The following is a 24526-nucleotide window of genomic DNA, read 5'->3' as shown; positions in this document are numbered from 1 at the left end:
TATCGACCCCAAGAAAAAAATATTTAATCTCAATTAATTGGTTTAGCGATTGTGGGCGTGCAATAATTGCCGTTCAATTTTATTTTATTCGTTATTCATGCCTGATACAGCAATGCACCTAAATCAACGCTTTCGAGGTTACTTTCCGGTCGTAATTGACGTGGAAACTGCCGGTTTTAACCCGCATAGAGACGCATTATTAGAAATCGCCGCCGTCACGCTAAAAATGGACCAACAAGGCGTACTGCATCCGGATATGACACTGCATTTTCATATTGAGCCATTTGAAGGTGCCAACCTGGAAAAATCTGCGCTGGAGTTTAACGGCATTGATCCCTATTGCGCATTACGCGGTGCTGTTCACGAAACAACCGCGATGACCCAAATTTGTAAAGAAATTCGTAAAGCGCAAAAGAAAGCCGATTGCCAACGCTCGGTTATCGTAGCGCATAATTCAGCCTTTGATCAGGGCTTCTTTAATGCCGCTATTGAACGCAGCAATATTAAACGCAATCCCTTTCATCCCTTTGTTTCATTTGATACGACCACCTTAGCCGGGCTAGCGCTGGGACAAACTGTACTGATCAAGGCCTGTGAAGCAGCAAATATTGCCTTTGATCAGCGAGAAGCCCATTCAGCGTTGTACGATACGCAGAAGACCGCGGATTTATTTTGTTATATTGTCAACAAGTGGCAACAACTTGGCGGTTGGCCTGTTGAGCGTCCCTGAGGGAATTATTTAGCAACAATAGCAAGTACATGATTTAAATCATAAAGTTTATGTCTTACACTGACTGAAATAACTACTGCAGGTACCTTTGATGAAAATTGAACATATTCTGGTTATCTCGGATCAACAAGATAAAGAACAAAAAGCCCTGGCTCGCGCCAAACTGATGGTTGAACGTCACGGTGCCAAACTTCATATTGTTGCCTTCAGTTATGAACATCTGCAGGGGCTATCTGCCAGCTTAAGCAAAGAGCAAATGGTTGAAGCTCAAAAACAGATCCTGCTGTCTCACAACAAGTGGTTGAACAAGCAAATTGTCAAACATGATCTTGAACAAAACGCCACGTCAGAAGTGTTATGGGAAAAAAATATTTCTGCCTGGCTCAAACAGCACTGCAAATTGACAAGTTATGATTTGATTATTAAAACCGGTCATCGTAGCGAAGGCCCCTTTTACACGCCTACAGACTGGCATATATTGCGCAACGGTCTGGTTCCGGTGCTACTTGTCGCAGAAAAAAGATGGCGACGCAAGCAGGCCATTATGGTCGCGTTGGATATGGCAACGCGTTCACGCACCAAGCAGGCGCTAAACCAGAAGCTGGTTGATGCCGGGATCAAGTTTTCCACTAGTATGCAGATGCCGTTACATTTCTGTTTCAGTGTACCCATCTCGCCAATACTGAAGGATATCGGCTTTATTGATACTACCGAGGCAGTTCAAAAAGCCCGTAAAAAATATATTCCCCGAATTCAGAAGATGGTGGGAGATCACCCCATTCCTGTCGAGAATATTCATATCAATGATGGTGAAGCAGAAAAAGTCATTCCCAGTACGGCATCGGATATTGGTGCCAGCCTGGTAATTATCGGTACCGTCGGCCGCAAAGGACTGAAAGCGAAACTATTAGGCAATACCGCCGAAGAAGTGCTTACCCTGTTGAAGACCAATATCTTGGTGATACAGCCTTAAGCCCGCTATTTTTAACTTCATATTTGAGCAATAAAAAAGCCGCATAATGCGGCTTTTGCTATCAACTAATTTTGTTATTCGCGATTATAACTTGTCGCTGTTTTCTGACAGATACGCCGCTACACCGTCAGGGCTAGCGTTCATGCCTTTGTCACCTTCCTGCCAGCCGGCCGGACAAACTTCACCATGCTCTTCATGGAAAGCCAGCGCATCAACCATGCGCAACATTTCATCAACGTTACGACCTAAAGGTAGATCGTTCACTACCTGGTGACGTACTACACCTTCTGCATCGATCAGGAATGAACCACGGAACGCCACACCGGCGTCTGGATGTTCAACATCATATGCCTGGCAGATTTCATGCTTGGTATCGGCAACCAAAGTATATTTAACCTGGCCAATACCGCCGTCATTAATTGCGGTGTTGCGCCATGCGTTATGAGAAAACTGGGAATCGATAGAAACACCGATAACTTCAACACCACGCTTCTGGAATTCAGCATAGCGCTTATCAAATGCGATCAATTCTGAAGGACAAACAAAGGTGAAGTCCAGTGGATAGAAAAATACAACTGCAGGCTTACCCTTGATCGCATCACTTAACGTGAAGCTATCAACTATTTCACCACTACCTAGTACCGCTGCTGCTGTAAAATCAGGGGCCGGACGACCAACCAAAACGCTCATATTATGTTCCTCAGATTAGAATTGTCAGATTTACGAAAACAAACCTATGGTTCTCGTAAGCTCAGTGAAGATTATAGGGACGGACTTGTAAAAACCAAGACACAAGCCCAACTATTTTGGAACTAATTCAAAAAGACATGAAAATAAACACCTGTACCCACTTCCCGTTAACATATTCAGGAGTCGTCATGTTGAAGAGGCAACGGGTATCTATGCAAAATAATTTAAAATAAAACTTGGCATTTAACTAAATAACAATTATTATCATTTACAGTATCACTACTGAGGTGAATTTTAGTGTATATATGTCTTTGTTACGCCATTACCGACAAACAAATCGAAAAAGCAGTTCGTGAGGACGGCGTAGGCTCGATGCGTGAGTTGCGTAAACACTTGGGTGTCGGCGGGCAATGTGGCAAATGTGTGCAAATGGCGCAGCAACTTATTGACTCTACAATCATCGATGAATCCTTGTTTAAAGAAGTCTGTTGATCATAGCTAATTTATTCTGACACCTCGCCTGTTCTATTTTTCTCCTCCTGCATTTTTATTTTTATAATTCAGTACGTTAACTTTCATTTCTTTGTGAAGCCAAGCTTCTGTTCAGCTTTACAGTTGATTAGATAAACTTAAACAAATTAAGAATGATAATACTTAACGTTTGTATGTCATTGTTTTTATTGCACTTTTATTTATTTCAACTTGTAATTCAAGCTAAAAACAACTACCTTTATAGCCATCAAATACACCAGATAACGGCAATTCCATGCGCGGAAATAAATTAGCTTTAGAGCAACTGAGTAAAGTACTCACCTGCGAGTTAACCTCTATTAACCAGTACTTTTTACATGCCCGCATGTTTAAAAATTGGGGGCTTTCGGTACTAAACGAAAAAGAATACAAGAAATCCATTCTGGATATGAAGCAAGCCGATCGTTTAATTGAACGCATTCTGATGCTTGAGGGACTGCCCAATTTACAACATCTGGAAAAGCTGCGCATTGGTGAAGACACCCATGAAATGCTGAAGTGCGATCTCGCTATGCAAATGGAACACCTGGCCATAACCAAAACCGCCATCGCAGTGTGTGAAGAACAAGCGGACTATGTGTCCAGAGAAATACTCGACGATATTCTTGAACAGGAAGAGGAATATATCGACTGGCTGGAAACCCAATTACATCTGTGGCAACAACTGGGGCAGGAAAACTACTTGCAAGCCATGATCAACGACTAAAGGAAATCCATCATGAAAGGTCATAAAGACATTATTAACAGCATGAACCAGTTATTAAGTGCAGAACTGGCAGCCATGGATCAGTACTTTATTCATGCCAAAATGTACGAAGATTGGGGATTGAACAAGTTACATGAGCGTATTGCTCATGAGTTTGACGATGAAAAAGGCCATGCGTCATTGCTGATTGAACGCATTTTAATGCTGGAAGGCACACCTGATATGAAAACCCGCTGCGCCGTGCGTATCGGCAAAACGGTGCCAGAAATGCTTGAAAATGATCTGTTGCTTGAGCAAGAAGTGGGAGAAGCTCTCAAAAATGCCATTACCCAGTGCGAAAAGTGTCAGGACTTTGTCACTCGTGAAATACTCGAAACCCTGCTGGATGATACCGAGCGAGATCACGCCCATTGGCTGGAACAACAGTTAGGTTTAATCAATATGACAGGGCTGGCTAATTACCTGCAATCGCAGATTTAAACTACCCTGCGCTCAACTAAAAAGGCCTGATTTCTATCAGGCCTTTTGAATTGGGTGCGTTACGGGTTAAATCAGGCGTTATCCTGTTTATCAGCATATTTTTCAGCAGTTTGTTTAATCAACGGCTGTAACTCACCCTGCTGGAACATTTCCAGAATAATATCGCAGCCACCAACCAATTCTCCGTCTACCCATAACTGCGGAAAAGTTGGCCAATCAGCATAGGCCGGTAACTCGGCACGAATATCCGGATTTTGTAAAATATCCACATAAGCGAACTGTTCGCCGCAAGACATCAATGCCTGACTGGCCTGAGCAGAAAACCCGCAACTAGGTAATTTAGGTGAGCCCTTCATATATAAAATGATTGGATTTTCACTGATTTGCTGCTTAATTTTGTCAATTGTTTCCATTATCGTTTGCCCTTTTATGACGATATTTTCAATTAATGGGGCTATTTTACCTGCATATCAACAGATACCCAAGCGAAGTCGTTGTTACTAAAATTATTAGATATAGCAAATACTTTGTTTAAATCTCAATTTTAGCTTTTACTCTGATGCATTAGCGTCTAGGATCTATTTACTCATCCTTATCTTGTAAACTAAATGGAGATCTACAATGGCTTTTGAATTACCTGCATTGCCTTATGAAAAAAATGCGCTAGAACCTCATATTTCAGCAGAGACACTGGACTATCACCACGGCAAGCACCATGCAACTTATGTAACTAAGTTGAATGGCCTGATCGAAGGAACCGATCTGGAAAACAAATCTCTGGAAGAAATCGTACGCAGTTCAGAAGGCGGTGTATTTAACAACGCGGCACAGATCTGGAACCACACCTTTTACTGGAATAGCTTAAGCCCAAATGGCGGCGACGCGCCAACCGGCGCATTGGCTGACGCAATCAATGCCAAGTGGGGTTCTTTTGACGCGTTCAAAGAAGCATTTAATGACAAAGCGGTTAACAACTTCGGTTCAAGCTGGACCTGGTTGGTAAAAACTGCGTCCGGTGATCTGGATATCGTTAATACCAGCAACGCTGGCACTCCTATTACAGAATCAGGCGTTACGCCACTGATTACAGTCGATTTGTGGGAACACGCCTACTATATCGATTATCGCAATGTCCGCCCTAATTACCTGAAAGGTTTCTGGGCTTTGGCAAACTGGGATTTTGCAGCGAAAAACTTCGGCTAAGATTTTTCGGTTCAAGATGTGAAAACGCCCCGATATCGGGGCGTTTTTGTTTCCCGCTATTTTTTGCGGAATTTCAATGTCCAACGATCAGTATGTCCTGTGACGTCTTTATGTCCGACTTCATAAATCAGCTCATCAACCGGCCGGTAATGTAAATCACTGTAATCGACTAATTCAAATCCTGCATCTTGGATCTCTTTAATCGCCAGGACCGGATCGACCCGACGGCCATTAAAATCATTATTTGGCTGCATATGGCGGCGAGTATGATCAACTACGGCGTAAATTCCTCCCGGCTTCAAAGCTTTGTACACAGCTTCGTTCATTGCAGCTCGACCTTCTGGCCCAAAATTATGGTAGTTACGGAAAGTAAACACCATATCAACGTCAGACGTAGCTAAATCCGGATTATCCAGGGCGTAAAAAGCCGCATTTTCAGGCCGGTATACTTTAGAGGTTGGTGCAAGTATATTCACCTTGTCAAAACCTTCCTGGCCCTTAATGGCTTTTTCTGCCCGTTCGGTTCCATAGGCAATAGAGAAGTCACCGTTATCACGCAGTATTGGCGCTAACAGCTTGGTATACCAGCCGCCACCCGGGATCAATTCAACCACTTTCATATCATCCTGCAAACCGAAGAACGCCAGCGTTTCCATCGGTTTGCGATTGGCATCGCGTTTTATCTCCGACTCATCACGGATGTCCGATTGCATTGCCCGCTGCAGTTTTGCTGAAATATCAGCCGCCTGGGCACCGACGACAAAACCGACACAACCCATTACCGTTAACCATTTTTTCATTTTATGTTCCTTTTATTAGAGCTCTGTTTCTACTTGACCTGAGTTAACTGAATTTAATTGCAAAATCATATCCGCGGCTTTTTCGGCGATCATAATTACTGCGGCATTGGTATTACCCCCAATGATAGTCGGCATCACCGACGCATCAACTACTCGTAGCGCTTTTATCCCTTTAACTCTCAACTGCGGATCCACCACGGCCATAGGATCGTCTATTGCCCCTATTTTGCAAGTCCCAACCGGATGATAAATGGTTTGCGCCTGTTCACGCACAAACTGCAGAATTTGCTGATCACTTTGTATTTCAGTCCCGGGCTGAAGTTCAATGGATTGATATTGACTGAATTCTGCACAAGACAGCAATCTTCGCGCTAATTTAACCGCCTCAATCATGATTTTTTGATCATCAGGGTGTGTTAAATAACAGGGATCAATAATCGCTGGCTGAGCCGGATCTGCCGACGCCAGGGCAATATATCCCCGACTCTTTGGATACAATGCACATGCATGCAAACTGTACCCGTAGCCATACACATACTTACGCCCATGATCCTGTAATTTAGCCGGTAAAAAATGCAACTGGATATCAGGCTCAGCACTGGCATAAGAGCTTTTAATAAAGCCGCCAGCTTCGGCGATATTGCTGGTTAGCATCCCCTGACGTTTACGCCAGTAGTGATACGCCGACTTCAACCAAACAGGTATCGCATTAAGCGCTAAACCGTAACCTTGCGAATTTTTGCACTCATGTTGGATAATGGCATCCAGATGATCTTGCAAATTCTGGCCAACACCCGGCAAGTCAAATACCGATTTAATGCCCAGATTTTGAAGTTGTCGTTTGGGGCCAATACCAGACAACATCAATAATTGTGGTGAATTTATAGCCCCTGCACAAACAATCACTTCCTTGCGTGCGTTTAGCTGAATTGCTTGCTGACCACTTTTAAGCTGCACACCAGTGGCAACTTGTTGTTCGATCAGGATCTTCTCGACCAGCACTTGCGTCATTATAGTAAGGTTAGTGCGATCTTGAATGGGTGCGAGATAGGCCTTAGCCGCAGAACAACGCTGTCCTTTGGTTTGCGTTACCTGATAAAAACCCAGGCCTTCGCGGTCTAACTGGTTAAAGTCAGCAACCAGATCTAAGCCCATTTCCCTTGCTGAATGCACAAAGCTCGTTGATAGCGGACTGGTATAACGCAGTTCAGTTACCGACAACGGTCCGCTATCACCGTGCCAGCGCGGATCGCCCTGCGCATAGGATTCAGACTTTTTGAAATAAGGCAGAACATCTTGCCACCCCCAACCACTAGCGCCCATCTGTTTCCATTGCTCATAGTCATTTTGACTGCCGCGGATATAACACATCGCGTTAACCGAACTGGAGCCACCCAAGGTTTTTCCTCGCGGCCAATATAAGCAACGCTGGTTAAGTTGTGCTTGTGGGGAAGTGGAGTAATTCCAGTTTAACCCTTTTATATGAGCTAAAGCAGCTAAACCAAAAGGAATATGAATAAAAGGATTGGTATCTTTTGAACCTGCTTCAAGCAAACATACCAAGTTATGTTTATCTGCAGATAATCTGGCGGCTAACGTGGCTCCTGCTGAGCCACCACCGATAATAATATAATCAAATGAAAGCGGACCTGTCTGCTGCATTGTTGCGCTCCCAGTCCCAAGGCGCGGCTTATCCCGAACTCAGGTTAGTTAATCAACAAGACCTTTGGGCATGGTATCACGCACTTCTTTCCAAATTTTACCGCTTTCTATACCGTAATTTCTGACTAATACAGGAACCGCTTCAAAGTCGCCTTTATCGGCCAACTCGCTCAATTGGGCATAAAACTCACGGCTTAACTTACGCGAACTTTGGTGGGAAAAATAATATCCGCCAATCCGCGAATACAGCCCGCGGAAACCATTCATTAATAAAACATAGATGTAGTTACCGGACGCCATCGCAATATCATGGTTTATCCGGTAATCAAATTCAGCGAAAGCCTGGCCATCTTCAGGTACATCCATAAAGCCTTTTAACGCTTCTATTACCTTATCCGGATCATTCTTGATTGCGCCGCGAATAAAAATAGCGCTGACACTGGTGCGGGCAGCAAGCAAATTATTAATTAGCTCAGGAATGCCCTCTTCGTCCAATCGGGCTAGCGTTTCGAGAATATTCAGACTGGAGGTTTCCCAGAAATTATTCACTTTAGTGGGTTTGCCGTGCTGAATGGTTAACCAGCCATCTCGGGCCAGCCGTTGTAAGACTTCGCGTAATGTTGTTCGAGTCACGCCGATGAGTTCTGACAATTCACGTTCAGCGGGAAGAATAGTGCCGGGAGGAAAACGCCCACTCCATATTGACTCTACAATATATTCTTCCGCAAATCCTGCCGGGCTTTGAGCTTTATATATCATCTGAACTGCCACACTTAATTATTATTTTATCCACTGATTGTACCAGATGAATTTCTGCGGAAACAATGCTTGTTTACTTATCCCTGCAAATTAGCCCTATTTTTTTAACATATCCACGGAATTCTCCGATTTATTAGTGAAATTTCAATACTTTCCGTTCAGATTCTTTATCGATTCTACTTGCAATTTATCGCGACAGCTTTTACAACATACCCAGTCTTATTAAGTATAATAATTAAGGATGCTACTCAATGCAGCAATCTATGGCTTCGGCTCTATTCAAAAACTTTCTTGGGCAGGCACCTGGCTGGTACAAAAAGTTTATTATTGCCTGTTTGATTTTAAATCCGGTTATATTTCAAATTAATCCCTATATCGCAGGTTGGGCGCTGGTGTTGGAGTTTATTTTCACCCTGGCGATGGCGTTAAAATGTTATCCCCTGCAACCAGGAGGTCTGCTGGTTCTCGAGGCTGTAGCCATTGGCATGACCTCGCCAAATCATATTAAACTTGAAATTGTCACTAATATTGAAGTTGTATTGCTACTAATTTTTATGGTGGCGGGGATCTTCTTTATGAAAGATTTACTGCTGCATCTATTTACTCGCCTGCTGATCAAAGTCAAAAGTAAAGTATTACTGTCGTTAGCCTTTACCTTTGCCGCAGCGTTCTTATCGGCTTTTCTTGATGCCTTGACTGTGGTGGCGGTTATTATCGCTGTTGCCACCGGCTTCTATAGTATTTACCACAAAGTGGCCTCGGGTAAAGATTATCATCACGATCATGACCATACCCATGATGAGAACGTTGCCAGCCTTAATCGTGATGATCTGGACGCATTTCGCGCTTTTTTACGTAACCTGATGATGCATGCTTCGGTAGGTACTGCATTAGGTGGTGTAATGACCATGGTTGGTGAACCACAAAACCTGATCATTGCCGATAAGGCGACCTGGAATTTTATCGAGTTTTTTATGCGTATGTCGCCAGTAACTGTGCCGGTATTATTTTGCGGATTGCTTACCACAGTATTGCTGGAAAAATTCAAATGGTTTGATTATGGCGCCATGCTCCCGGACAACGTAAGACGTATTCTGACCGACTACAGCATCACTCTGGATAAAGAGCGCAGCAAGCAAGAAAATATTAAGTTGGTCGTACAGGGCTTAATCGCACTGTGGCTGGTGATCGGATTAGCGCTACATTTAGCCGCCGTCGGCTTAATTGGCTTATCCATTATCGTGTTGGCAACCTCTATGTGCGGCATTGTTGACGAACATCAGTTGGGGCCTGCCTTTGAAGAAGCCCTGCCCTTTACCGCGTTGTTATGTGTGTTCTTTGCTGTAGTGTCAGTTATCATCGACCAGAGCCTGTTTACGCCGGTTATTGAATGGGTATTAACCTATGAAGGTAAAACGCAACTGGTGATGTTTTATCTGGCCAACGGATTATTATCCATGGTCAGCGATAATGTGTTTGTTGGCTCTGTGTATATTAATGAAGTTGCCACTGCACTAAGCAAAGGCGAAATTACCCGTGATCAATTTGACCTGTTGGCTGTAGCGATTAATACCGGTACTAACCTGCCCAGTGTAGCCACACCCAATGGACAAGCCGCATTCTTGTTCCTGTTAACCTCTGCTCTGGCACCATTGCTGCGATTGTCTTACGGCAAAATGGTTTATATGGCCTTGCCCTATACCATTGTTTTAACTCTGGTTGGCCTGGCTGCTACCTATTTCGGATTACATGACTTAACTGACTGGTTGTATCAGATGCACCTGATAAACCATCACGATCCGTCACAAATGGCGACACCGTTAAGCCATTAATCTTAATACAACGTCACTGCGGAAAATAATAATGCTAAGAAATATCGCAATCTGGCCAGAACACGCAGCAGCATGGAAGCTGCTGTTTATCTCGACGCTAGGACTGGAATTAGCTGCACTGTATTTTCAATATGTCATGGACTTGGCTCCTTGCATTATGTGTATTTACCAGCGTACCGCGGTATTTGGCATTATGCTCAGTGCCTTGGTGGGAATATTTCTAAGTCAGAATATCCTGTTTCGGCTGGTTGCCCTGACCGGTTGGGGAGTCAGTGCTATTTGGGGAACCCTGATTGCCTACGAGCATGTGGATATCCAAACTGCCGCCAACCCATTTTTTGCCAGTTGTGAGATTGTGCCAAACTTTCCAAGCTGGTTAAAACTGCATGAGTGGGTCCCGCAGATTTTTGCCGCAACAGGGGACTGTGGTGATATCGACTGGCAATTTATGCAAATGAGTATGCCACAATGGATGATGGCAATCTTCGCCGCTTACAGCCTTGTCTGGGCGCTGGTATTGGTCATTCGACTAAGCGTCGAGCACAAAATCTAATCTGATTTGACAGGATCGCCCGCGATCCTGTTTTTTAGTCAATATCGTTCAGTGGCCAGATAGCAATATAGTTTTCAAATTCATCCAGGTTGACCTGCCCTTCATAAATTGTCTTACCTCTTACCGACATGCCGGCTTTATGCATAGCCGTCTTCTTTTGCCTATTCAGCAATGGGTGCCAAGCTGGCAATCCCCGGCCTTCATACAAACGACGGTAACTGCAACTGGGCGGCATAAAGAAAATATCTTTCAGATTATCTTTGGTCAGCTTGACACAATCCGGCACAAAGTCAGTTCTGTGCTCATACTGGGAGCAACTGCAAGTTTTGGTGTTCAGTAAATCGCAGACAATATTGGTAAAATGTACCCGTTCACCTTTGAATACCACATCGGTGGGCTGCATATCCCCTTCGTCGTCATCAATAAACTTGTGCAGGCAGCATTTCCCGCAACCGTCGCACAACGATTCCCATTCATTTTCTGTCATTTCAGACAGGGATTTTGTTTCCCAAAAGGGCAATTGTGACATATGGCAGTTCCTGTCAACTCGCCTGGATATTCGAGTTTATAATCCGGCTTTAATTTGATCGGCCAGAATTCCCACTGCGCTACCAAAATAAGTGGAACGGTTCCAGTGCATCAAGGTGTGAAAATTATTGTAAACCAGATAAATACGCCCATTTTCATCATCTGGAACAATCAGGCTGGCGGGAATATTGCGCGTAGGCAAATCGCTGCCGTCATAGCGGCGCACCCCTAACTTTTGCCATTCATGCAACGGCTTCATTTTATCAGTTTCCAAACCTGCTAATTGCAAATCAAAACCACTCGGGATTTGGACTTGACGTCCCCATGTCTGGCTATTGTCCCAACCTTCCAGCTTGAGGTAATTAGCGATAGACGCAAACACATCTGCCTTGTTCTGCCAGATGTTTTTCTTGCCGTCGCCGTCGCCATCCTGTGCGTAGCTTAAAAATGATGTCGGCATAAACTGGCTTTGCCCCATTGCGCCTGCCCAGGAACCGACAAATTGGTCTTTTTCAATATGACCTTCCTGCAAAATTTGCAGTGCAGCAAAAAGTTGTTTTTTAAACATGTCTTCGCGGCGCCCTTCATAGGCCATGGTAGTCAAAGCAGAAATAACCGGGAAGTTACCCATGATTTTGCCAAAATTACTCTCATTGCCCCACAGCGCCACAATAAAGCGAGCCTGAACGCCATATTTGTCGGCTATCTGTTCGAGTAATACTTTATTGTCCTGATATTTCTGGATCGCCTGTTTGACTTTCCAGTCAGGTAAACGAGTGGATAAATAGCGATCAAGAGTCAATTTAAACTCAGGCTGGTTTTTATCTGCCTTAACCGAACGCTGATGAAATTGAACATTTTCAAAGGCCATATCAATCAGTTCCTGGCTAAATCCCTTCTCGATGGCCTCTGCTTTTAAACTTTGCACATATTCGTCAAAACTCGGTTTTGCCTGCACTACAGAACAGAAAAGGATGGTAGCGATGGCTAAAATTTTCTTCATAATGATGTACCCTGATTTGACAAGTTATGTCGGTGGAGTAAATTTTCAGTTGGTGGGGGGAGCTGCAAGTAATAGCCCTTATCGGTCAATTCCTGCCTGACTTTATCCGCATCGCTGATGGCCAGCTTCCGATCTTCCTTCAGTGCCAGCATCATCACAAATAACGGTTTACCAAACGAGGCTAGCAATACTTCCGGTACGGCAGAAAAATCATCGCGCTTTAGTACAAACAAATAGGTTTCGGGTTTTCTACTACTTTTATATATCGCGCACAACATAACAACTCTCGACTTAACAGGCGAGCATTACCCCGCCTCGGGACAACCCTCATCTTTTGATAATGCTATTTTAGCACCAACCACACGCTCAATCCCGCTTAATAGCAATTCGCCGCGCCAGCCCGACAATAAATCCGGCAACAAGCCTTTTTCCCTTGTTTCGTCGAGTTTGAACCATAACCATTGCAATAATTGATTAATCTGTTTTTTAGAACCTAATACTTCAACCGGAATTTGCTGATTTTCAGCAACCTGCTGACACATTTCTCGCAACGATTGTGCAATACCCTTGTAGGCAGCAAAATCGACCAGTCGTTCCACTCTGGGAGGATAATCACTTTCGGTAACGTCATTAAGCAGGGCGAGGATCTGTTCACCATTACGGCGGATCTCCTGAGGACTTAATCCCACCACCGCATGTAGCTCACTCTTATTACTAGGCTGCCTTTTCGCCAGATTCAATAAATTAGGTTCTTTAACCACAAAATTAAGAGCCAGGTTGCGTTTACGCGCCTGTTCCAGCCGCCACGCCGCCAGTTTCTGTAAAGCTGCCAACGGCTTACCTGATAGTTGCCAGCTGTTTTTTATATTAAGATAGGTTAACGAAACAGGTAGTGAACGCTGCTTTTTAATAGCTAACAACCGAATTTCTTCAAATACCCAATCCAGCCTTTGTTTATCTTCAACTTGTTGTTTTAATTGCGGATAAAGCTGATATAGATAAAGCACATCATTAGCCGCATATTCCAGTTGTTGAGGGCTTAGCGGGCGTGCCAGCCAGTCTGTGCGCGACTCGCCTTTATCCACTTGGATATCAAGCATGATTTCAACCAGTTTGGCATAACCCAACATTGGGCCGATATTGACAATGCTGGCGGCAAACTGGGTATCAAAAACAGGCTCGGGCATGATGTTCAGCGCGGTCTGGAATGTTTCCAGATCTTCCGAACAGGAGTGCAATATTTTCACCACGTCGGGAGCAATCAGTAACGTGACTAGTGGTGATAAGTCTGTAACGGCAACGGGATCGATGAGAACCAGTCGTTCACCATCATAGATCTGAATTAATCCGAGTTGCGGATAAAGTGTGCGCGTTCTGACGAACTCGGTATCGACTGCAATGGCTTTTTTGTGTAATGCCTGCTGGCAAAACTCGGCGACTTGCGCATTATTATCTAAATATTCGTACAACGTCCTTACCCGAATAAAAACCGGCCCTTGCCGGTTTTTTCCATTATCTGCCTATGCGTTAATCCCGTAATTCCCGACGCAGAATTTTCCCTACGTTGGATTTCGGAAGCTCTTTTTTAAATTCTACCATTTTCGGTACTTTATAACCGGTGAGATGCTCCCGGCAATGAGTAATCACTTCAGCTTCAGATAACTCATCGTTTTTGCTCACCACAAACAGTTTTACCACTTCACCGGAGGCTTCATTGGGCACTCCCACTGCCGCCACTTCCATAATATCCGGGTGCATAGCCGCAACATCTTCGATTTCATTGGGAAACACATTAAAGCCGGACACCAGGATCATGTCTTTTTTGCGATCCACTATATAGAAAAAGCCTTTTTCATCACAAGTGGCAATATCCCCAGTTGCCAACCAACCGTCATTGAGAATTTCGCTGGTCGCTTCCGCACGATTTAAATACCCGACCATCACTTGCGGACCTTTAACATACATTTCGCCCGGTTCACCCATAGATACTTCGTTACCCTCATCATCCAGTAACTTGATATCGGTTGAAGGAGCCGGCAGTCCTATTGATCCGTTGTATTGCGTCATACTAGGAGGATTAACCGTCACCAACGGAGAGCATTCGGTCAGTCCGTAGCCTTCAAGCAATACGTGTCCGGTCAATGCTTCCCATTTTTCCGCCACACTGCGCTGCACCGCCATGCCGCCACCCAAGGCAAATTTAAAGTTACTAAAATCCAGTTCCTTGAAGCCCGGAGTATTGAGCAAACCGTTAAACAATGTGTTCACCCCAGTCATCACGGTAAAGGGGTATTTAGCCAATTCTTTAACAAAACCGGGCATATCGCGAGGATTGGTAATCAGCAAGTTCTGACAGCCAAATTTAACAAAGGTCAGACAGTTAGCCGTTAATGCAAAGATATGATAAAGCGGCAACGCGGTCACAATAAGCTCTTCACCACGCTTGATCGCCGGTCCGATTATGGCAGCGACCTGTTCAAGGTTGGCCAGCAAATTACGGTGAGTGAGCATGGCACCCTTGGATACACCGGTGGTTCCGCCGGTGTATTGCAAGAACGCCAAACTGTCGCCATTCAGATCCGGACGAGTGTAAGTCTGTTTTGCGCCCTCAGCTATCGCATCCACAAACAGAACGGCATTATCCAGTTTAAATGACGGGACCATTTTTTTGATGTATTTAACCACAAAATTAACCAGCAGACGTTTGACTAACGGCAACATATCGCCCAACTGGGTGGTAAAGACCTGGCTAACCTGAGTCTCTTCAATCACTGCCGCCAGCGTGTGCGCAAAATTATCCACAATCACTATGGCTTTGGCATTGGAGTCGACGAGTTGATGCTTTAATTCACGCGCTGTATATAACGGATTTACGTTCACAACTGTCATACCCGCACGCAGAATTCCGAAAATCGCCACCGGATTCTGCAACAAGTTGGGCATCATCACCGCAACAGAATCACCTTGCTGCAACCCCTGATTTTGCAGATAAGCGGCAAACTGACGGGACAATTTGTCCAGCTGGTTAAACGTCAGCGTTTGTCCCATATTGATAAAGGCCACTTTATCACCGAACTCTTCAACGCTTTGTTCAAGCACATCAACCAGAGAAGGGACGCAATCAGGATCGATTTCGTGAGGAACTGAAGACGAATAGCTATCTAGCCAAATTTTTTCCACATGGCCTCCTAATGTAGGCGTTATTATTATTTTGGGGTAAATATAGACAGAATGTGTCAAATACGTAAATGTTGTAAGGATCGGGTTATCTTAACCAACCGCGAAGCAAAGATAAATGCTGTTTAGAGCAATATTGCCTATAACTAATCTATTTTCGCTGCAAAATTGCTCAAATTCAGCAATTTATAAATTGCACGATTTTCTCACCAACAGCAAATGGATGTTCCATATGTAAATGGTGTCCCCCCGGACAGGTACAACTGGTTAAATTGGTTACCCATTGTTGGCGATGCTGAAAATTAACTTTCAATTTTTCAAATCCGTTTTGGCCAAGAATAACTAACATTGGAGCCTTGATGGCATGCATAAATGCTTTAGCCTGATCTTCGGTTACGCGCATTGATGAAATGGTACGCAAGCGCCGATCAGTGCGCCAACGCAACTCGCCGCTGCTATCATCCAGATTACGGCTGACCAGTAACCGTGCGGCTTCAGTAGAAACATCTCCGGCCACTTTTCGAGCCTGCACTGCCTGTCGTAATGTGGCTGGATGACGAGCGGGTTTGCTGTCCACTTCCAGGCGACTCACAATAGAGTCTCTAAGCTGTTGCGGGCTGGATTCGACTTCTTTGCTCAGCGGCCCAAAAGATTCCATCACTACCAGTTTGCTGACTCGCTCGGGAAAACAACTGGCATACATCGAGGCGACAATTCCGCCCAACGAGTGGCCTAACAAAATAACTTCAGACCACTGGTTTAGCTCCAATAACTGATGTAAGTCCTGTACCCAGTCAACCAGATGATAATTGGCATCGGGACTACGATGTTGGCTCAAGCCGTGCCCCGCCATATCTAGCGCAATCAGATGATAATCGGTTAAAAACGGCGCAAGCGGAATAAAGCTGGCGGCGTTATCCAGCCACCCATGCAATGCCACTACCAAAGGTTTGGAAGCATCTCCAAATTCCAGTGCAGACAAGTTGATATGAGGTAGTTTAAAGCTGATTTCATGCATAGTGTAAGCGCTTATAGTAACTGATAAAGTGAAATGACTACTACAACTGACAATAAAAATGCGGCAATAAATTGCCGCATTTAAAATCATTAGCAGGATTCAGTTTGCCACAACCGGCAATCTTTTTCCGCTCCTGTTAGTCCAATATCCGTCGATCTGCATGATGTTTATTCGAACCCAGCCCCTTTGGCTGCTCCACTCTCGGGTTAGTATTCACGCGAGGACGCACAGGTTGCGGGCCGCTGGTGCCGGGTTTGTCGTTATCGCGGATGATGACCCGTTGATGATAAGGCCATATACCACCGCGGTAACCCCAACCATACCAACCGCCCCAGTATGAACCGGGCCACATAGACATGGACACGCTGGTCACATTCATCTGGCTTCTTACATCCCACATATAATAGCTGCTGGCCTGCAGCGCCGGATAAGTATATTTATGTTCACCCACCAATCCGGATTCCGTGCCTTTTACCTGACCCACAAAACTAATACTGCGGCCGGTTTGATAAATCATCGGATCGAGGAAGCTGTCTACATAGACTCTAAAACGCCCTACACTCTGATCTGATTGAGCCGGACGACCGTTACTTTTTAAATCATGATGGACAATTTCCAGCAAGGTACTATCAGCCTTATTCTCGACGCTGGCAATAACACCTCCCCAACGGGCATTCTTTCCTACGTTAATTTGAGGATTCGACATCACTTGCTGGTAGGTGACTAGTTGCTGTCCTTCGGCTACCTTTAGACTATCCGGTACAGATGCACAGGCAGATAACATCAGTACAGCGATTAGTAGGGGTATTTTTTTTAACATATTATCCTCACAACGAAATCGGTTTATCAGCATTGTTGATTATGCATAGACTCAACTGAACAATAACTGAATTCATCACAGTGCTACAGTAAAAAATCCGTATGAACGGTCAAAACGGATATTACACGTAGGTATCAACACCCAATGACTGATGGATTTCACTGCGCAATCCTTCACGTTGTAATGTTTGATAGGCATTGATTGCCTGGCGGTTTTTGGAGGCAGGCTGATCATAAATAGCCTGTTGCTGACGAAACTTGTCAGCATCTTCGAACGCCTGGGTATTTCCCTGACGAATAACAACCTGACTGCGGGGGAGCTGGGTGACTTTTTGCTGTTGCTGCTGTTGACGTGCCTCAACGTCCCGCTGCGGTTCACGAACCGGCGGATTTGAAGCTAACGCATTTTGTGATGCAACTAAAGAGGATTCAATTTCCACTTAACACAAATTCCCGAAATCTAGTTTTTTACTATTCCAGCTACCATTTATCCTGAACCAGGTTGGTAGGGACAACAACAGATTTTTAGCAAACCTGCTTCGATGTATTCTACCATCTGGGGCATATGAGGCAAGAATCGTTCCGTTTTTTCCTCTATTTATCACGCCCCGGCAACTTCTTCCAGGTCACTTTATCACGCAGGTAAACAGGTTGAATTTGATCAACCTCCAGGGCTTGTCCCTGCTCTATTGCCTGTTGTGCAAGTTTAAGCATATAACGGGCATCAGGATAGAGAATGTCGCTACAAAACTGAAGGCGATGCTGCAACATCAGTTCAGGATAAGCCTGCCAACCGGTTCCCACTCCTGCCAATTTAGAATTACCATTAAGTGCCGGAAGAATGATCTGCGTTACGGCATCATCCGGTGGCAAGACTTGCTCTTCCCCCGTCAACACCATGACTCCGTTTTGCAATTGATAATGACCGATATACACTTCGTCCATTCTGGCATCTGTGGCTGCAATCACCTCTTTGGCATCGTGAAGCTGATATGCCTGTTGTGCCATCGCCGCCAAAGTAGAAAGCCCCACCACAGACAAGTCTGTCCCCAATGCCAGTCCCTGAATCATCCCCGTTGCAATACGCACCCCGGTAAAACTTCCAGGCCCACGACCAAATCCCAGATAATCCAGTTGTTGCAGTTTAATACCCGCTTCAACCAGTACCTCGTCTACCATGGGCAACAATCGCTGGCTATGTTGTTGGGGGCATATTTCATAACGATAGTATTGCGAATCATCAAATTGCAGGGCCACAGAACAGGCTTCGGTAGAGGTATCGATAATCAAAATATTCATGTAGTAACGGTTTCCTGCTGATGAATTTGCTCTAAAAATGCCAATGCTTTGGATAAGGTTCGGGTTCGGTGCATATCCGGTAAACTGGCCAAAAAGATTTTACCGTAGTCACGGGTCACCAGTCGATTGTCACATATTACCAGCACACCTTTATCCCTGGCATCCCGGATTAAACGTCCTGCCCCTTGCTTCAAAGCGATGACGGCTTGCGGTATCTGAATTTGGGCGAAGGGGTTACCGCCGCTATTGCGGCAATCTTCAATTCTTGCCTGTAATAACGGGTCATCCGGCGAAGCGAAAGGCAGTTTGTCGATTAATACGCAGGTCAAATCGTCGCCGCGCACGTCCACGCCTTCCCAAAATGCACCGGTGCCAAGCAGTACTGCATTATCACTTTGGATATAGGCTTCGAGTAAGGCTCGTTTACTGGTGGTGCCTTGTACCAGTACCGGATTGCTGATTTTGTCTTCTAATAACCCGGCAATCTGGCGCAACATTGCGTGACTGGTAAAGAGCAAAAAACAGCGGCCACGGCTGGCTTTAATCACCTTCAGAGCAATGTCCAATAAAACGTTTTTCATTTCTCTGGAGCTTGGCTCAGGCAAAAATCGCGGCACGCAAAGCATTGCTTGTTGCGGATAATCAAACGGGCTGCCTAAAGATAATGTATCGGCACCATTGAGGCCCATTTGACGGGTAAAATGATTGAAGCCACCGTCTACCATCAAGGTCGCGGAGGTAAATACCCAACCCCGCTTAGGTTCGGCAATAAAATCGGCAAATTTCTGCGCGATACTCAAGGGCGTCATATGCAAGGTGATATGTCTGGGTGTGGTTTCATACCATAGACTCACACCTTTTTGTTGTACATCAAGCAGAATCTTCAGCGTGCTACGGATCTGGATGCAGCGTTCCATAATATTATCCAGATCCTTGTCGCGGCCTAAATGCAACTTCACCACTTCATAGAACTGATTCAAGGTATCGGATAATCGACTGACCTGACTGGCAATTTCGGAGCGATTTAACTGCTCGCGCCAGTTACCTTTCTGTGGCTGCTCGGGGTAGAAAATACGTAAATCGGCGCTGATCATTTTCAGCTTGTCAGCCATTTTGGATAACTGCTCGGCATCCTTAAGGCTGGTACGATAGACAATATCGGTATCACGGCACATATCATGGATTTGCCGGGTCGACATGGATTCACCAAAATACTGGCTGGCAATATCCGGGATCTGGTGCGCCTCATCAAACACAATTAAATCAGCCTCGGGAATGAGCTCACCAAAACCGGTGTCCTTTAACGCCATATCGGCAAAAAATAAATGGTGGTTTACCACCACTAAATCGGCCACCAGCGCTTTTGCCCTAGCCTTGATCATATAACAATCTTCATAGTCCGGGCATTCTTTGCCCAAACAGTTATCGATAGTCGAGGTCACGAAGGGCAACACCCGGGCGTCTTCCGGAATGGTTTTTAACTCGCCTATATCTCCTGTTTTGGTGCTGTTGGCCCACTGTCTGACCTGAGTCAATTCAGCCAGGGTGTTCTTTTCCAATAATGTGGTATTACTGCTGTGCTGTTGCAAACGATGTAAACATAAATAATTGGAACGCCCTTTTAACAACGCCACTTTTTTATTGGAATCCAGCGCCTGTTTAACCAAAGGTAAATCACGATGAAATAGTTGTTCCTGCAGGTTTTTGGTGCCGGTAGAAATGATGGCTTTTTTATCACTCAGCAAGGCTGGCACCAGATAGGCAAAAGTTTTACCGGTGCCAGTTCCGGCTTCAACTACCAGCGCAGTGCGGGTCGAAATCGCCCGCCCTACTGCCACCGCCATTTCGGTTTGTGCCTGACGCGGAATAAAACCCTCGATGGCTTCTGACAAATGACCTTGTTTGGCGAAAGCTTGCTTAATGGTTGGCATGGCTAAGGTCAACGTTATGAATCGGGACAAATATTTGCATTATGTGTGGCGATAGCCCTGTTTTAATGGGTTGATATAAATAAATGTTGATCCACAAAAACGGCAATGTGGATAGCAAAGCTGCCGTTTATACAAGATATTCAACCAAACGACCAGAGGTAGACGCATCAAAGCCTATTTAAATGAACGAATCTTTCTGTCAACTCAACGCATTTTAATATAAAAGTCATAGTTGTTGGGGTAGGATTTCGGCGCTTTTTCAACTTTTACTGATATCAAGGACGTTATGCTGAATAAATCTCTTTTCGCCGCCATTTTTTGCGCTCTAGTGGTGCTTTTATCTGTATTCTTCTGGCCACAACAACAGATTGAGCGCCATAACAATAATACGGTGATCCTGTTTTCGCTGGATGGCTTCCGTTTTGACTATCTGGATAAATATTCTGCCCCCAATCTTAACAAATTGGCTGCGTCCGGCGTGCGGGCCGAGAAAATGCGGCCCGGCTACCCTTCCGTTACCTTTCCCAATCATATCAGCCTGGTAACTGGTAAATATCCTGCCCACCACGGCCTGGTTCACAATACTTTTTACGATCAACCGCTGGATGATATCTACAAAATGGGTAAAGCAGCCCAAAATCCCGACTGGTTACAAGCCACACCTTTATGGGTATTGGCCGAACAACAGGACGTGCGCAGTGCCACCTTCTTCTGGCCGGAATCCGATGCAAAAATACAAGGCACTCTGCCCAGTTATTATTTTCACTACGATAAAGCTACGCCTTATCAGCAGCGCATTGATCAGATTATTGACTGGCTAAAACTGCCCGACGACAAGCGCCCTGCCTTTATCGCCAGCTATTTTTCGGCGGTGGACACCGCCGGACATAAATATGGCCCTGACTCCCCGGAAGTCGCCGAGGCCGTTGCCATGGTCGATAGTTATATTGGTCAGTTGAAACAGCGTATTGATCAGGAAACCGGTTTGCCGGTGGATTTAATTGTAGTGTCCGATCACGGCATGCGTCAGATAGAAGCTCAACACCAACTTAAATGGCAAAACTGGCCGGGGCTTGAACATTTCAAAGTGGTGGATAGCGGCACCCAGTTAATGTTATATGCCAAGCCAGACACGACGATAAGTGATATTAATATTACTGAACAACGACTCATCAAAACCGCCAACGAACGTTATACCACCTATCGAAAAGGTCAGTTTCCGGCTGAACTGCATTACAACGATAATGACCGAATAGCAGATATTGTACTGGAAGCCATTCCGCCAGCCTTCTTTCCGCATACCGGTAAGGAATACTTAGCTATTGGCGGTGCACACGGCTTTAACCCCTATCAGGTACCGGAAATGGGAGCGCTGTTTATCGCCAACGGCCCACATTTTAAATCCGGTTTGGTGATCGACGAATTCGATAATGTGAATGTGTTTCCGGCCATAATGGATATTTTAAACCTGACCAGTCCAGATGATATTGATGGCAAGTTAAACGTGTTAAAACCGGCAATGCGTTAAGGTGATTTAGCGACGAGTATCGAACTTAGGGCTACGAGCTAAAAACAACCCGTAGCGCTGTTGTCTGGATTGACCGAACTAGAGTAGTCGAAGGGTGGCTGTGTTGCGATTTTGATTCTAGGAAAAGGTGACAAACCTTTTTGCATGAAGTCTACTTTTTCTTATTTGCGTTGTTTGCTCATTATAAGCGCACCCACAAAGACAAAATATAATTACACCAGCCATAAGAAGTATGTCGATTATAGTATCCATGCTCTCCCCTATTTGAGCTGCAAGCGCTTTGCCAATGACAAGGTTTTGGGGAGCATTTATCCCATTTGCGTTGTTTGCGGCGAAATTAGGGCAACTTGTTAGGTATTATTGTAGTTTACGAATCGAGCGTAATTTTCTACAACTTGACAAATTCTTTCCGGATCCACGCCATGAAGTTTCTGATGTTTTTCTAATGGCGATTCAAATCCATAGTCACTTTCCATTTTCACAATCAGCTCGTCTTCATTTAAAGTTTTAATATGGTCTTTAATCAAGTAGCCTTTGGGTAATGAGCTTGATGGGCTGTTACCAACTTTGCTATATAAAACACCGTCTTTTATTTCCCAAGAATTATCGTAGTAATCAAGTTTGGCTTTACCCGTTCCATCTATCGAAACAGCGACAACACATTTACGGCCGTTGCGAGTAAAGCCAAGTTGGCTATATTCGTAATTCCCTGATCCGTAGTCTTTGAGGTGCCATACACCAACTATAAGTTCTTCTGGTGGTTTAACTTTGACCGTCTCGGTGGAGCTGCACCCGACTACGATAAACGACAAAAAGATAGTAAAAATGAGATTTGTCAAGCTTCCTCCTTAACGCCTCAATTTGGGGAAATTGCGAGTGTTTTGCCACGAAGTGGTAGCGAGTAATTTTCCCAGATCAGCTTGCTGGCTGAACAACATTGGCTTGTTAGAGGTTGCTAGTGACATATAACACCAGTAATAGTGACAAAATCCCAAACACAAACCAATTTCCATATTTCTTAACTTCCAACGATTGTTGTTCAGTAATTAACGTCATTGGCAAAGTTGCCAACTCCCAAACTGAACAAACTAACCAAATTACAGGGAACAGCAACAGGTAGTACGGATTATTAAATAAGTTAAACAGGTAAAAACAAAGTCCGGCACCTACAAGCTTTACAACTGTGGGCCAAGCGTTTTGCCAGCCGAATCGATACTTTGAATGAACACAACTCAATGCGCCACAAAATTTACATTTAGAAGGAGTGTCAGAACCTGACCAAAGTTTTGACCAAAAACCAACTCCCTTTTTACCGCAACTTGGGCAGGTAAACATTGCGACCTCTAACGCTTCAAAAAGTAGGTGCGCGTTTTTTGCGCATCCTTGTTGCTTGACTTGTTATATTTATTATTCATCCATCTCTCTATAAGCAAAGGGAACCCAACGACCAACGTTAATACTAATGCCACCAAGTATTCTTGATGCGAGACAAGAGGCTCTTCGTATATTTGAAATACAAACAAAAATGAAAAGAACAAATAAACTAAAACTACCCCATTCAAAAGCAAACTAGTCTGCTTTACGCAATAAATCACATAACCAACGAATACCGCTATAGCTAACCCTGCCTGTACACAATAGTTGATTGGAAATCCAAAATTTGAGGAGACTATTAATCTCTCTAATGCAATCCAACCGAAGGCTAATGCATAAAAAACTCGATATATTTTAGCTAGCACTTTGCCTATCCCAGTAAATATAACGATTTAGCTCAACGGCGCGCCTTTCAGCGTCCGATGCAGCTATTTGTTTTGTGTGTATCCGGCAGGGGAAACTGCCTGAACTTTCTGATAGATATTTTGACAATGACCTTCTCCCTGATCTGCCATCACCGCCGATGGGTGGACTTTCCTTACTTGAAGCGGGTTCGCTGTGTCCTCTGCAAGCTCGCTTCAGCGGCACCGCTAACGCTTAAAGCCTGCCAGAAATTGTTCAACCTCGCCAGTCGACTTTTGTCTTTAAACCGCTGTTTTAGAAACCCTGAATTCTATCCCTTTGACCATCTACTGGCGCGTCGGCGGCCCAAAACAACTTAATAGAAGGAAAAATCCCCGTATTCGTACCGGGTGAAATTCCTTCTTTCCTGATTTATTTTTTTAACGGTACTCTGCAAAGTTAATTAAATCAATGAGTTCAATGCACCGCCTCTAATGAGTCAAAAAACAAACAAGGCTTTTCACCCGCAAGTTTGTGGATACCCGCCTTCGCGAGTATGACATGATTTAATGATGACAAATTTATCCT

General features: G+C 44.6%; 26 protein-coding genes. 9 read left to right on the top strand and 17 right to left on the bottom strand.

What is annotated here, in order from left to right:
- Positions 1-112 precede the first annotated feature (112 nt).
- A complete protein-coding gene (rnt, locus tag V1467_RS07205; protein ID WP_416308120.1) occupies positions 113-730 on the top strand; it encodes a ribonuclease T in 618 nt (205 codons plus the stop codon).
- A 91-nt stretch (positions 731-821) separates the two neighbouring features.
- Positions 822-1703, top strand: a complete 882-nt coding sequence (locus tag V1467_RS07200) for a universal stress protein (protein ID WP_416308119.1) — start codon at positions 822-824, stop codon at positions 1701-1703.
- Positions 1704-1787: 84 nt separating this feature from the next.
- Here the strand turns inward: V1467_RS07200 and V1467_RS07195 are convergent, their stop codons facing one another.
- Positions 1788-2393: a peroxiredoxin gene (locus V1467_RS07195; RefSeq protein ID WP_416308118.1), complete on the bottom strand. Its 606-nt coding sequence runs from the start codon at positions 2391-2393 to the stop codon at positions 1788-1790.
- A 297-nt stretch (positions 2394-2690) separates the two neighbouring features.
- Here V1467_RS07195 and V1467_RS07190 point away from each other — a divergent pair, with 297 nt between their 5' ends.
- The 3 genes from V1467_RS07190 (at position 2691) to bfr (V1467_RS07180) (ending at position 4110) form a co-directional block, all read left to right on the top strand.
- Complete coding sequence (locus V1467_RS07190) at positions 2691-2885, top strand: bacterioferritin-associated ferredoxin (RefSeq protein ID WP_416308117.1); 195 nt, start codon at positions 2691-2693, stop codon at positions 2883-2885.
- A 274-nt stretch (positions 2886-3159) separates the two neighbouring features.
- Positions 3160-3630: a bacterioferritin gene (gene bfr / locus V1467_RS07185; RefSeq protein WP_416308116.1), complete on the top strand. Its 471-nt coding sequence runs from the start codon at positions 3160-3162 to the stop codon at positions 3628-3630.
- A gap of 12 nt (positions 3631-3642) precedes the next feature.
- Positions 3643-4110, top strand: coding sequence for a bacterioferritin (bfr, locus tag V1467_RS07180; RefSeq protein WP_416308115.1), 468 nt, complete (start codon positions 3643-3645; stop codon positions 4108-4110).
- Between the two features lie 71 nt (positions 4111-4181).
- Here the strand turns inward: bfr (V1467_RS07180) and V1467_RS07175 are convergent, their stop codons facing one another.
- On the bottom strand, positions 4182-4523 hold the full coding sequence (locus tag V1467_RS07175) for a Grx4 family monothiol glutaredoxin (protein ID WP_416308114.1): 342 nt from the start codon (positions 4521-4523) through the stop codon (positions 4182-4184).
- Between the two features lie 208 nt (positions 4524-4731).
- On the opposite strand from V1467_RS07175, the gene V1467_RS07170 reads away from it, so the two are divergent.
- Entirely contained in the window at positions 4732-5313 is a 582-nt protein-coding gene (locus V1467_RS07170) for a superoxide dismutase (protein ID WP_416308113.1), read from the top strand.
- 56 nt (positions 5314-5369) lie between these two features.
- Here V1467_RS07170 and V1467_RS07165 read toward each other — a convergent pair whose 3' ends face one another.
- The 3 genes from V1467_RS07165 to fadR are packed head-to-tail and all read right to left on the bottom strand — an operon-like array spanning position 5370 to position 8534.
- Positions 5370-6113: a class I SAM-dependent methyltransferase gene (locus tag V1467_RS07165; protein WP_416308112.1), complete on the bottom strand. Its 744-nt coding sequence runs from the start codon at positions 6111-6113 to the stop codon at positions 5370-5372.
- A gap of 15 nt (positions 6114-6128) precedes the next feature.
- Positions 6129-7775, bottom strand: a complete 1647-nt coding sequence (locus V1467_RS07160) for a GMC family oxidoreductase (RefSeq protein ID WP_416308111.1) — start codon at positions 7773-7775, stop codon at positions 6129-6131.
- A gap of 48 nt (positions 7776-7823) precedes the next feature.
- Positions 7824-8534, bottom strand: a complete 711-nt coding sequence (fadR, locus tag V1467_RS07155; protein ID WP_416308110.1) for a fatty acid metabolism transcriptional regulator FadR — start codon at positions 8532-8534, stop codon at positions 7824-7826.
- A gap of 251 nt (positions 8535-8785) precedes the next feature.
- On the opposite strand from fadR, the gene nhaB reads away from it, so the two are divergent.
- Both nhaB and dsbB read left to right on the top strand, forming a co-directional pair.
- Entirely contained in the window at positions 8786-10366 is a 1581-nt protein-coding gene (nhaB, locus tag V1467_RS07150) for a sodium/proton antiporter NhaB (RefSeq protein WP_416308109.1), read from the top strand.
- Between the two features lie 31 nt (positions 10367-10397).
- Positions 10398-10919 carry a disulfide bond formation protein DsbB gene (dsbB, locus tag V1467_RS07145; protein ID WP_416308108.1) on the top strand — a complete coding sequence of 174 codons (522 nt, stop codon included), beginning with the start codon at positions 10398-10400 and terminating at the stop codon, positions 10917-10919.
- A gap of 34 nt (positions 10920-10953) precedes the next feature.
- On the opposite strand, the gene V1467_RS07140 is transcribed toward dsbB, so the two are convergent.
- The 10 genes from V1467_RS07140 to V1467_RS07095 form a co-directional block, all read right to left on the bottom strand.
- On the bottom strand, positions 10954-11448 hold the full coding sequence (locus tag V1467_RS07140; RefSeq protein ID WP_416308107.1) for a YcgN family cysteine cluster protein: 495 nt from the start codon (positions 11446-11448) through the stop codon (positions 10954-10956).
- 36 nt (positions 11449-11484) lie between these two features.
- The gene (locus tag V1467_RS07135; protein ID WP_416308106.1) at positions 11485-12450 is read right to left on the bottom strand and encodes a lytic murein transglycosylase; all 966 of its coding nucleotides are present in this window, start codon (positions 12448-12450) and stop codon (positions 11485-11487) included.
- Positions 12447-12728, bottom strand: coding sequence for a YcgL domain-containing protein (locus V1467_RS07130; RefSeq protein ID WP_416308105.1), 282 nt, complete (start codon positions 12726-12728; stop codon positions 12447-12449). The genes V1467_RS07135 and V1467_RS07130 overlap by 4 nt, the downstream gene beginning before the upstream one ends.
- Positions 12729-12755: 27 nt before the next feature.
- Positions 12756-13919 (bottom strand): ribonuclease D, encoded by a 1164-nt coding sequence (gene rnd, locus V1467_RS07125; protein ID WP_416308104.1) that lies wholly within the window; start codon positions 13917-13919, stop codon positions 12756-12758.
- Between the two features lie 58 nt (positions 13920-13977).
- Entirely contained in the window at positions 13978-15630 is a 1653-nt protein-coding gene (fadD, locus tag V1467_RS07120; RefSeq protein WP_416308103.1) for a long-chain-fatty-acid--CoA ligase FadD, read from the bottom strand.
- 175 nt (positions 15631-15805) lie between these two features.
- A complete protein-coding gene (locus V1467_RS07115; RefSeq protein ID WP_416308102.1) occupies positions 15806-16645 on the bottom strand; it encodes an alpha/beta fold hydrolase in 840 nt (279 codons plus the stop codon).
- A 136-nt stretch (positions 16646-16781) separates the two neighbouring features.
- Positions 16782-17465: a Slp family lipoprotein gene (locus V1467_RS07110; RefSeq protein WP_416308101.1), complete on the bottom strand. Its 684-nt coding sequence runs from the start codon at positions 17463-17465 to the stop codon at positions 16782-16784.
- Between the two features lie 121 nt (positions 17466-17586).
- Positions 17587-17904, bottom strand: a complete 318-nt coding sequence (locus V1467_RS07105; protein ID WP_416308100.1) for a hypothetical protein — start codon at positions 17902-17904, stop codon at positions 17587-17589.
- A gap of 154 nt (positions 17905-18058) precedes the next feature.
- Positions 18059-18763 carry a tRNA (adenosine(37)-N6)-threonylcarbamoyltransferase complex dimerization subunit type 1 TsaB gene (tsaB, locus tag V1467_RS07100; protein ID WP_416308099.1) on the bottom strand — a complete coding sequence of 235 codons (705 nt, stop codon included), beginning with the start codon at positions 18761-18763 and terminating at the stop codon, positions 18059-18061.
- Complete coding sequence (locus tag V1467_RS07095; RefSeq protein WP_416308098.1) at positions 18760-20694, bottom strand: ATP-dependent DNA helicase; 1935 nt, start codon at positions 20692-20694, stop codon at positions 18760-18762. Before V1467_RS07095 ends, tsaB begins: the two co-directional genes overlap by 4 nt.
- A gap of 286 nt (positions 20695-20980) precedes the next feature.
- On the opposite strand from V1467_RS07095, the gene V1467_RS07090 reads away from it, so the two are divergent.
- A complete protein-coding gene (locus V1467_RS07090) occupies positions 20981-22222 on the top strand; it encodes an ectonucleotide pyrophosphatase/phosphodiesterase (RefSeq protein WP_416308097.1) in 1242 nt (413 codons plus the stop codon).
- A 350-nt stretch (positions 22223-22572) separates the two neighbouring features.
- Here V1467_RS07090 and V1467_RS07085 read toward each other — a convergent pair whose 3' ends face one another.
- A complete protein-coding gene (locus V1467_RS07085) occupies positions 22573-23061 on the bottom strand; it encodes a hypothetical protein (protein ID WP_416308096.1) in 489 nt (162 codons plus the stop codon).
- A gap of 106 nt (positions 23062-23167) precedes the next feature.
- Positions 23168-23557: a hypothetical protein gene (locus V1467_RS07080; RefSeq protein WP_416308095.1), complete on the bottom strand. Its 390-nt coding sequence runs from the start codon at positions 23555-23557 to the stop codon at positions 23168-23170.
- Positions 23558-24526 lie beyond the last annotated feature (969 nt).

This window comes from Neptunicella plasticusilytica (assembly GCF_047922965.1).
Lineage (GTDB): Bacteria > Pseudomonadota > Gammaproteobacteria > Enterobacterales > Alteromonadaceae > Neptunicella > Neptunicella plasticusilytica.
The sequence above is the reverse complement of the archived record's forward strand: the minus strand, read 5'-3'. Positions and strand labels throughout refer to the sequence as shown.